Source organism: Weissella sp. DD23, assembly GCF_001579105.1.
Taxonomy (GTDB): domain Bacteria; phylum Bacillota; class Bacilli; order Lactobacillales; family Lactobacillaceae; genus Weissella; species Weissella cibaria.
The window spans coordinates 1,053-9,793 of the sequence record NZ_KQ970391.1; the positions used below are offsets into that span (position 1 = coordinate 1,053).

Sequence of the window (8,741 nt, forward strand, 5' to 3'; positions counted from 1 at the left end):
TATGGCGTGGCGCCGGCGCAAACGTCCGAAATGGCGTTGAATTTGGCGAAGCAGGAGAGCCGCTGGGCGTTGCGTGAGCCAGAAGCGTTTGAGGCTAATCCGCATGCCAATTTTAATAATCTGTTTGGCACGATGCCGGTTGAAGATTTAGGCAATGGGCAAGTACGCTACTACAACCATGGTAGTGAAGAAACCAATGGTGATGGTTCGACAATTCAGCATATTGCAGCCGTGAATTATGGTGGCACCGCTGATCAGAAGGATACGTTGTCGTTTGGTAGTGTTGCAGGTACGTCATCAGACGTCTGGCACGTAACCGATTTGACGAGTGATGCACAATTACAGGCGTTGGCCCAAGATGCAATTTTGCAATTTGGCGATGATGGGCAAGCAGCCGGTTATGATGGCACCTCATCGTATCAACAAGGCGCATCGCATAAGATGGGCTTACTAACACCTGGTAATGTGGATGTGGGTGTGGCAATCTATGCAAATTCAGATGGCACCTTACGAACGTACGTCGAGGTGTTGACGGCAGAAATAGTTAATCGATAAATAAAATCGGAAGTATAATCCGGAAAACGTGTTTTTTAACGCAGTTTCGGAAGTATACTTCCGAATTTAAGGGTTAATAAACCAAAAGAGACACAGTGCATTAGCTTGATGGCATGCACTGTGTCTCTTTTGGTTTAAAGCGTGAAATCGTCAGTCATTTCCAATTTAATTGGGGCGTGATCTTGACGTGCGCCGGTGTCGACAACGCTGAAGGTTGCCAATTGGTCGTTCAATCGGTTTGACGCTAGGTAGTAGTCAATGCGCCAACCAGAATTGTTAATCTTTGAGGTTTTTGAAATCTGAGCCCACCAGGTATAAACACCGGTTTGGTCAGGATTTAGGTAACGGAAGGTATCGGTGAAGCCAGCATCAAGTAGCAAACCGAACTTCTCACGTTCTTCGTCAGTGAAGCCGGCACTCTTGTGGTTGGTCTTGGGGTTCTTCAAGTCGATTTCTTGGTGGGCAACGTTAAAGTCACCTGAGAAGATAACCGGCTTCTTAGCATCCAAGTCAGCGATGTAGGCGCGGTAGGCGTCATCCCAGGCTTGCCGGTCGGTTAGTCGATCCAAATTGCTGCCTGAATTTGGCGTATAAACCGTTGAAACATACGTGTTTTCGAATTCAAGGGTAATGATACGCCCTTCGATGTCCATTTCATCAGGGGCACCGATAACGGGCATCTCAACGGCAATTGGTTCAACTTTTGACAGCATCATCGTACCTGAGTAGCCAGAACGACCAGTGCTCATCCGTAGGTAGCGGTGATAGCCTGGGAAAAGTTCATCGAGCGCGGTTGCTTGTTTCTTGGTTAAGCCAGTTGCTTTTAACTTAGTTTCTTGGATAGCCAAGACGTCGGGTTGCTCAGCAGCGATGTCTTGCAGTACCTGCCAAGTCATCTCGCCACGGGCTGATTTATGCTCAACAGCAGCATTTACACTATCAATGTTCCATGAAATGAATTTCATTGCGGTCACCGTTCCTTTTATCTGATAAATCTATTGTATCGTGAAAGTGGCACCGACGCGTACTGACATGCAAAAAAGAAATGTGACAAATGTGTTGCAGAACAATACTATACGTTATAGAATATTGAAAATAGAAATGGGATAACTGGTAGGAGATTTAAAATGGCTAAGTCAGAGAAGTTTAATTGGGTAAAGTGGGTGAGTGCGATTGTTATCTTCCCACTGATGGTATTCGGTCCAATCGGGGGCTGGATGTTAAAGTTGACAGGAAATGCGCAATCAACGACTGGATTGGCAACGTGGTCGGCTTCGATTGCGGCGTTAGTGCCAGCAACAATCTTGTTGTTAGTGTCGATTTTCTACTGGTCGGACGGTATTTTGCGTCGGGACTGGCAGATTTGGCGTCAGCACTGGGTTAAGAATGTCATGTGGGCATTGCTAGCCGGCATTATTATGATGGGTGTGCTAGTGCCATTAACGAAGGCGTTGACTGGGTTCTTGGATACGGGGGACTTTGCGATTAAGTACAGTGGTGCAAGCGCGTTGTCATTTAGTGACGTTGCACCAACGTTCTTGTCAGCAATTGTTGGTTTGTTTGCACCATTCTACGAGGAAATCGTTTTCCACCACGCCATTACGGAACCATTCCGCAACAAGGCAAAGTGGGTATACGTATTGATCTCAATTTTCGCCAACATCATGTTTGGTGTGGTGCACATCAACAACGTTAACGGTCACTGGAGTTCATTGATCATGTACATTGTGATGGGTGTTTGGTTGCAACTGGTTTACATCTGGGGTGGCCGCAACATCTGGCAAAACATCATGACACACATGGTTTACAACGGTAGCATCTCGTTGCTAATGATTTTTAGTGTCATTATTACGATGTTCTTTGGTAAATAAGTTAAATGAAATAACCCCCGCGGCAGTTGTGTCGCGGGGGTAATTTGTTTGAAAGGGTTTAATGGCAAAAATAAAAGCACGCAAGCCGAAACTTACGTGCTTTTACAAGTGATAGCCCAACAGGGAATCGAACCCTGGATTCCGCGCTGAGAACGCGACGTCTTAACCACTTGACCATTGGGCCATGATGATATCAATAGCATTGAGCTGAAATAGCCCAACAGGGAATCGAACCCTGGATTCCGCGCTGAGAACGCGACGTCTTAACCACTTGACCATTGGGCCATGAATATCATCTGTTGCTTAACAACAATACATAACTATACAGATATCAATGGCCAAAGTCAACACTTTTTCCTAACAAAATTCAATTAAACGCCCTGCCTTGAAAAATGCGGTCCTTGTTACATAAATGGTACAATAATAGGTATTAGTAAGGGGATGCGTAGCCTGCTAGATTATCGTCATTTAGTAGGCTGCAGCTAGACTAACAATCGTCTAACAAACCGAAAAGAGGTTCAATTAATGTCATTTAATATGTACTTGGTACGTCACGGTGAAACGTACTTCAATAAATATCAACGGATGCAAGGTTGGGGAAATGCCCCTTTGACGGATAAAGGTATTTCCGACGGCTTTGCGGCTGGTGAGCGACTCAGCAATGTCCGGTTTGACGCCGCGTACTCATCAGACCTACAACGGGCTATTCACACCGCTGAATTTATTCTAGGTCGCAACACACAAAGTGGTGATTTGAAAACGCCAGAGCAATTGCAACAATTCCGCGAGCAATTCTTCGGTTTCTTTGAGGGATTGCCAAGTGCGCAAAGTGCTGAGCAAATCGCGGGTATTATTGGACTAGAAAACATTGAATCGTACGGTGACTTGATGGCGCAACTAACGCAAGATGAGGTCATGGATGCTTTCAAGGAAGCGGATCCAACCCACGACGCTGAAGATGCGGCAACATTCTGGGCGCGTGCCGATAAGGGGCTGGATATCTTACGCCGTAACGTCCGCGATGGGCAAAATGTTTTGGTCGTGGCCCACGGAACGTTAATCCGCAATTTGGTTTATAAGTACGATTCTCACGAAACAGCAAAGACAAAGCCGTTGAACGGTTCAATTTCAGTCTGGGAAGTCTCAGATGATGATATGAAGTTGAAGGCGTATAACGACACGACAACGAATTGGTAAAAGAAAAATGGCTATGATAGAAAATGAGTTACATCCAGTCCGCAAGGTTATTCTTGCTGGCTTGGATCGTCAAAATGCTGAGTTCGATTATGAAATGATTGAGCTGGCTAATTTGGCAGAAGCAAATTATATGGAAGTTGTGGGTACGGTGACGCAGAAGCTTGAGCGTCCAAATGCGGCAACATATTTTGGTAAGGGTAAAGTTGAAGAACTGAAGGAAGCCGTAGAATATTACGAAGCCGATATGGTGGTGACGAATGATGAATTGTCACCTTCACAGATTCGTAATTTGGAATCAGGTACTGGGGCGGGGATTATGGACCGCACGGCTTTGATTCTGGATATCTTCGCATCACGTGCTAAGACGAAGGTTGCCAAGTTGCAAGTTGCGATTGCCCAGTTACAATACCAGTTGCCACGTTTGCGTACGTCGATGAATGTCCGTTTGGATCAGCAAACTGGTGGTGGCGGGGGTAGCTTTACCAGCCGTGGTGCCGGTGAAACGAAGCTTGAAACGAATCGTCGTCACATTGAACACCAAATTTCACTCTTGCGTCAGGAATTGAAGGATGTGGAAGCTGACGATCAAACTCGTCGCGCCCGTCGTGAGAAGGAAAGTATCAAGAACGTGGCCTTGGTTGGGTATACCAACGCCGGTAAGTCAACGATTATGAACGGTTTGGTGCGTCGCTATGGTGAGAACCAAGATAAGACGGTCTTCCAAGCAGACATGTTGTTTGCCACGTTGGAGACGTCAGTGCGTAAGTTGAACTTGCCGGACAATCAAAACTTCTTGTTGTCAGATACGGTTGGATTCGTGTCAAAGTTGCCGCACGGCTTGGTGGCGGCGTTCCGCGCCACGTTGGCGGAAGCGGCACAAGCTGACTTGCTACTTCAAGTGGTCGACTATGCAGATGAAAACTACAAGGAAATGATGTCGACAACGGCCAAGACGTTGAAGGAAATCGGTGTTGGTGATATTCCAATGATTACGATTTATAACAAGGCCGATAAGATTGAAGGTATGTCATTCCCAGATCGTGATGGGGATACTTTGACGTTGTCGGCACAAGATGATGCGTCGTTGGATATGTTGATTGAGGTCATTCGGCAACACATCTATTCAGACCACGTCCAAACAAAGGTTTTGATTCCTTTCGAGCAGGGACAATTGGTCAGTGAATTGAATGAACAAGCATCAGTGCACAGCATTGATTATGTGGAAGCTGGCACGATGATGGATGTCACGCTAACACCAGTGCAAGCGGCCCGATTTGCGGCCTATGTCGTAGATTAAGGGAGGCTTTATGCTATTTGTTACACTAATTGCGTTATTGTTATTTGTCTTAAGCGGGTATGCGTTGTGGCGTGTGATTAACGCGGATCCGCGGTCGATGTGGCTTGGGGTTTGGACGTTATTTACGCTCTTTTTCGCCGCCATCTCGATTACGATGATTTTGGTGCAACTTGGCGGTACGGGAATCTTCGCCTTTGCGATGATTTTTGCCTTGTTCTTGGCGATTTTCTTGTTCCTATCCGTTTTCTTCGACTTAGCTGTGGTTTATTACTCATGGCAAGTCTGGCGTAAAGAGCACCACACGTTACCAAACTTATTGCTGCCATTGTTGTTCTTGGGCTTGATGATTTTCAACATGATTGACGCCATGATGCAACATGCACCGGCATGGTTGGCAGCCCTGTTTATTTTTGCCCGGGTGATGGAACTTTACTTCATGTTAATTTTCGTCATTTTCTTGGTATCAGCGATTGTCTACGCGGCAGTGACACGTAAGCGTGAGTCTGATTACTATGTTGTCTTGGGCGCTGGTCTAGTGAATGGTGAAACCGTTGGTAAGTTGTTGGGTAACCGAATTAAGGCGGCAACCGATGCCGCGCAACGTCGTTTTGACGCAACGGGCGTTTATCCAACGATTGTCTTTTCCGGTGGTAAAGGGGGCGACGAAAAGGTTTCAGAAGCCCAAGCGATGCGCGACTACGCCGTTGCAACACTAAACTATCCCGCTGATAAAACACTTTTGGAAGACCAGAGTCGAACGACGCGCGAAAATATGCGCTTTTCTCGTGATATTATTAGTAAGGCAACTGGCAAGATTGATCCTGAATTTGTGTACTTTACGAGTGAGTACCACGTGTTCCGTGCTGGCCTCCAGGCGCGCCGTTTTGACGTGCTGGCCCAAGGTCGAGGTGGTAATACCCCATTCTATTACCGTATTCCAGCATTCATTCGTGAATACATTGCGGTATTGAACATGCACCGTCGTTTACACATGGCAGTGACAGCCTTGGCGTTTGTGGTTGCTGTAGTGATGATGATTGCCACGTTCTTTGTTAAGTAGAGAGGACAAAGAACGGATTTAATAGTGAGAGATTAGAGAGTTTTGGGATGCGATTTTTAAAAGGGGCGATGCTGGTTATCGCCACGTTGGTAGTTGCGTTATTGGTGCGTAGTCACGGGATGGTTGCTGAGGCAGCAACGACTTATGCTGTTGATATGACGGGTTTGCCGGCAAAACAACAGACTGAGGCAAAAGCCGCGATGGCGATTTGGACGAATACGCTGCAAATGCCAACTTTGTTTAGCGGGAATCCGACTGATCCAGAGGCGGTGAATGTGACCATGATGTGGAGCACGGATGGTGTCGCCTCACCTGGTGCCGATGATCCGATGGGGTTAACGGAGACGACGACCCTTGGTGATAAGCGGACGGTCGTGATTACGTTATATCAACGTGAAATTGAACGTGCGTTTGCAAAAACAGCATACATGAAGCGTCATGATTTGGTGGTGTCGGTTTGGGAACACGAACTTGGTCACGCCTTGGGGTTGCAGCATAATACAACCAATGAGCATGATATTATGTATCCGCGTAATTTGGGACCTACCCAACGCATTACCGGTTGGGATTTGCAAAACCTGCCCTTTACGGTGAAGCCGTCAGTTTTGTCAGATGTGTCAGACCATTCATCTAATTGGTTGGATTCGCAAAACGTGTCAAATCAAATGACAGCTTGGTTGGCGATTCCGGCTAAAGTGCCTCGCATCTTTTATCATTTGATTGCTGGGTTACTGGGGATGGTGATGATTGCGATTATAGCAACGATATTGCTGACTCGACGTAGTGTCGTTAGCGCTGAACAACGGGCTAAAAACTTCGCGTCATTGAAATAGATTTTTAAAGCGTAACCGATGTACATCACTTGGGTTGCGCTTTTTTCATGGTTTTAAATTTTTTGTTAACTAAATTGACAAAAAACTGAAAAAGAATGTTAGAATGGTTCACTAACGATAGAAATAATTTATTAATTGGAGGGGAAACTATGCGTTTGTTAAAGCCGTATTTTAAGCGGTACAAACTCGATTTAGTACTCGCTGTCATCACGGTTATTATCATGGCGATGGCGATGCTATTCCAACCGACATTGCTTTCTAAGATTGTCCAAGCAATCTCAGATGACAATATGAGCAAGGTGCGTCATATTGGGTTGCAATTGTTGGTGATTGCGGGGATTGGTTTGATTGCGGGGATTGTGAATACAATTTTTGCAGCACGTGCATCGCAAGGAATTGCGTCTGATGTCCGTGAAGCAGCATACCGTAAGATTCAAACATTTTCATTTGGTAATGTGGAGCAATTCTCAGCCGGTAACTTGGTTGTGCGATTGACTAATGATGTGCAACAAATTCAAAGTATTTTGATGATGATGTTGCAACCATTGCTACGTATGCCAATTCTGTTTATTGGTGGCTTTATCTTGGCGGTTAATTCAATTCCCAAGTTATGGTGGATCATCGTCGTCATGGTTATCTTGGTTGGTGCTGTTTCAGCGCTGGTCATGGGAAACATGGGGAAGCGTTTCGGGATGATTCAAGGGTTGATTGACCGAGTGAATGCGAAGGCAAAGGAAAACCTCCAAGGTGTTCGTGTCGTGAAGTCATTCAACCAAGAAGGTAATGAACAGAAGCGTTTTGATGATGTTTCTGATGAATTGAACCACGTTAATTTGCAAATTGGGTACCTTTTCTCAATTATCATGCCGGCCTTCATGTTTATTGGGCAAGGTTTGATGGTTGTGGCCATCTATTTCGTTGGAAATATGGTGGGGACTGAGCCTAAGATGTTGGCGCAAATTACCGGGTTTACGAATTATCTGATGATTATCATGCAAGCCATTATTGTTGGTGGGATGATGATGACCTTTGCGGCACGTGGATTTGTGTCAATGGGTCGTATTTCTGAAATTATGGATACGAAGTCAGATTTGGTTTATAAGGATGTACCGGCACAAGATTTGACGGGAGCTGTCGAATTTGATGACGTGTCATTCACGTATCCAGGGGATGATAAGCCAACTTTGAAGCACATTTCATTCAAGGTGCAACCTGGTGAAATGATTGGTATCGTCGGTGCGACGGGTTCAGGTAAGTCATCAATGGCCCAACTGATTCCACGTTTGTTTGACCCAACCGAAGGAACGGTTAAGGTCGGCGGAGTTGATTTGAAGGATGCCAACGAGTCATCATTGCGCAAGACGGTATCATTCGTTTTGCAACGCGCAACGTTGTTCTCAGGTAAGATTTCAGATAACTTGCGACAAGGTAAGCCAGATGCACAAGAGCAAGATATGAAGCGTGCAGCACAAATTGCACAAGCAGCTGAATTCGTTGAACGCTATGAAGACACGTATGAACACGTAGTTGAGGAACGTTCATCAAACTTCTCTGGTGGTCAAAAGCAACGTTTGTCAATTGCCCGTGGGGTGATTGGTGATCCAAAGATTTTGATTTTGGATGATTCAACGTCAGCGTTGGATGCCAAGTCAGAAAAGTTGGTTAAGGAAGCCCTTGATAACGAATTGCAAGATACGACGACATTTATCATTGCGGAAAAGATTTCTTCAGTGATTAACGCTGATCGTATTTTGGTTTTGGAAGATGGGGCATTGGTTGCGGAAGGTGCGCACCAAGAATTGGTGGAAACATCCCCAATTTATCAAGAAATTTATAAGACACAAAAGGCGCAGGAGGCATAAACGATGAAGAATATTACTGAATCAGTCCGCTTCTTTGCTCATTATTTTAAGCGCTACTGGGTGGCG

At 45.6% G+C, this 8,741-nt stretch carries 7 protein-coding genes, 2 tRNA genes and 1 pseudogene; 7 read left to right on the top strand and 3 right to left on the bottom strand.

The window, feature by feature from the left end:
- A pseudogene (locus WEIDD23_RS02505) lies at positions 1-555 on the top strand (hypothetical protein); the annotation flags it as partial.
- A gap of 134 nt (positions 556-689) precedes the next feature.
- Here WEIDD23_RS02505 and WEIDD23_RS02510 read toward each other — a convergent pair.
- On the bottom strand, positions 690-1,520 hold the full coding sequence (locus WEIDD23_RS02510; RefSeq protein WP_010369612.1) for an exodeoxyribonuclease III: 831 nt from the start codon (positions 1,518-1,520) through the stop codon (positions 690-692).
- 162 nt (positions 1,521-1,682) lie between these two features.
- On the opposite strand from WEIDD23_RS02510, the gene WEIDD23_RS02515 reads away from it, so the two are divergent.
- A complete protein-coding gene (locus WEIDD23_RS02515) occupies positions 1,683-2,426 on the top strand; it encodes a CPBP family intramembrane glutamic endopeptidase (protein ID WP_010369610.1) in 744 nt (247 codons plus the stop codon).
- 112 nt (positions 2,427-2,538) lie between these two features.
- On the opposite strand, the gene WEIDD23_RS02520 is transcribed toward WEIDD23_RS02515, so the two are convergent.
- Together WEIDD23_RS02520 and WEIDD23_RS02525 are read right to left on the bottom strand one after the other, a co-directional pair.
- Positions 2,539-2,610 (bottom strand) — tRNA-Glu (locus WEIDD23_RS02520).
- A gap of 29 nt (positions 2,611-2,639) precedes the next feature.
- Positions 2,640-2,711: transfer RNA gene (locus tag WEIDD23_RS02525), tRNA-Glu, on the bottom strand.
- Positions 2,712-2,951: 240 nt separating this feature from the next.
- Here WEIDD23_RS02525 and WEIDD23_RS02530 point away from each other — a divergent pair.
- The 5 genes from WEIDD23_RS02530 (at position 2,952) to WEIDD23_RS02550 (ending at position 8,675) form a co-directional block, all read left to right on the top strand.
- A complete protein-coding gene (locus WEIDD23_RS02530) occupies positions 2,952-3,623 on the top strand; it encodes a histidine phosphatase family protein (protein ID WP_010369609.1) in 672 nt (223 codons plus the stop codon).
- Positions 3,624-3,636: 13 nt separating this feature from the next.
- Positions 3,637-4,920, top strand: coding sequence for a GTPase HflX (gene hflX / locus WEIDD23_RS02535; protein WP_010369608.1), 1,284 nt, complete (start codon positions 3,637-3,639; stop codon positions 4,918-4,920).
- A gap of 10 nt (positions 4,921-4,930) precedes the next feature.
- On the top strand, positions 4,931-5,980 hold the full coding sequence (locus WEIDD23_RS02540) for a YdcF family protein (protein WP_010369607.1): 1,050 nt from the start codon (positions 4,931-4,933) through the stop codon (positions 5,978-5,980).
- A 47-nt stretch (positions 5,981-6,027) separates the two neighbouring features.
- On the top strand, positions 6,028-6,813 hold the full coding sequence (locus WEIDD23_RS02545) for a matrixin family metalloprotease (protein WP_010369606.1): 786 nt from the start codon (positions 6,028-6,030) through the stop codon (positions 6,811-6,813).
- Positions 6,814-6,962: 149 nt separating this feature from the next.
- Positions 6,963-8,675: an ABC transporter ATP-binding protein gene (locus WEIDD23_RS02550; protein ID WP_010369605.1), complete on the top strand. Its 1,713-nt coding sequence runs from the start codon at positions 6,963-6,965 to the stop codon at positions 8,673-8,675.
- The last annotated feature ends 66 nt before the right edge of the window (positions 8,676-8,741 follow it).

Bases quoted from the DNA above. Each gene is read 5' to 3' on its own strand.
- WEIDD23_RS02510 (WP_010369612.1), bottom strand. From the start codon at position 1,520: ATGAAATTCATTTCATGGAACATTGATAGTGTAAATGCTGCTGTTGAG.
- WEIDD23_RS02515 (WP_010369610.1), top strand. From the start codon at position 1,683: ATGGCTAAGTCAGAGAAGTTTAATTGGGTAAAGTGGGTGAGTGCGATT.
- WEIDD23_RS02530 (WP_010369609.1), top strand. From the start codon at position 2,952: ATGTCATTTAATATGTACTTGGTACGTCACGGTGAAACGTACTTCAAT.
- hflX (WP_010369608.1), top strand. From the start codon at position 3,637: ATGATAGAAAATGAGTTACATCCAGTCCGCAAGGTTATTCTTGCTGGC.
- WEIDD23_RS02540 (WP_010369607.1), top strand. From the start codon at position 4,931: ATGCTATTTGTTACACTAATTGCGTTATTGTTATTTGTCTTAAGCGGG.
- WEIDD23_RS02545 (WP_010369606.1), top strand. From the start codon at position 6,028: ATGCGATTTTTAAAAGGGGCGATGCTGGTTATCGCCACGTTGGTAGTT.
- WEIDD23_RS02550 (WP_010369605.1), top strand. From the start codon at position 6,963: ATGCGTTTGTTAAAGCCGTATTTTAAGCGGTACAAACTCGATTTAGTA.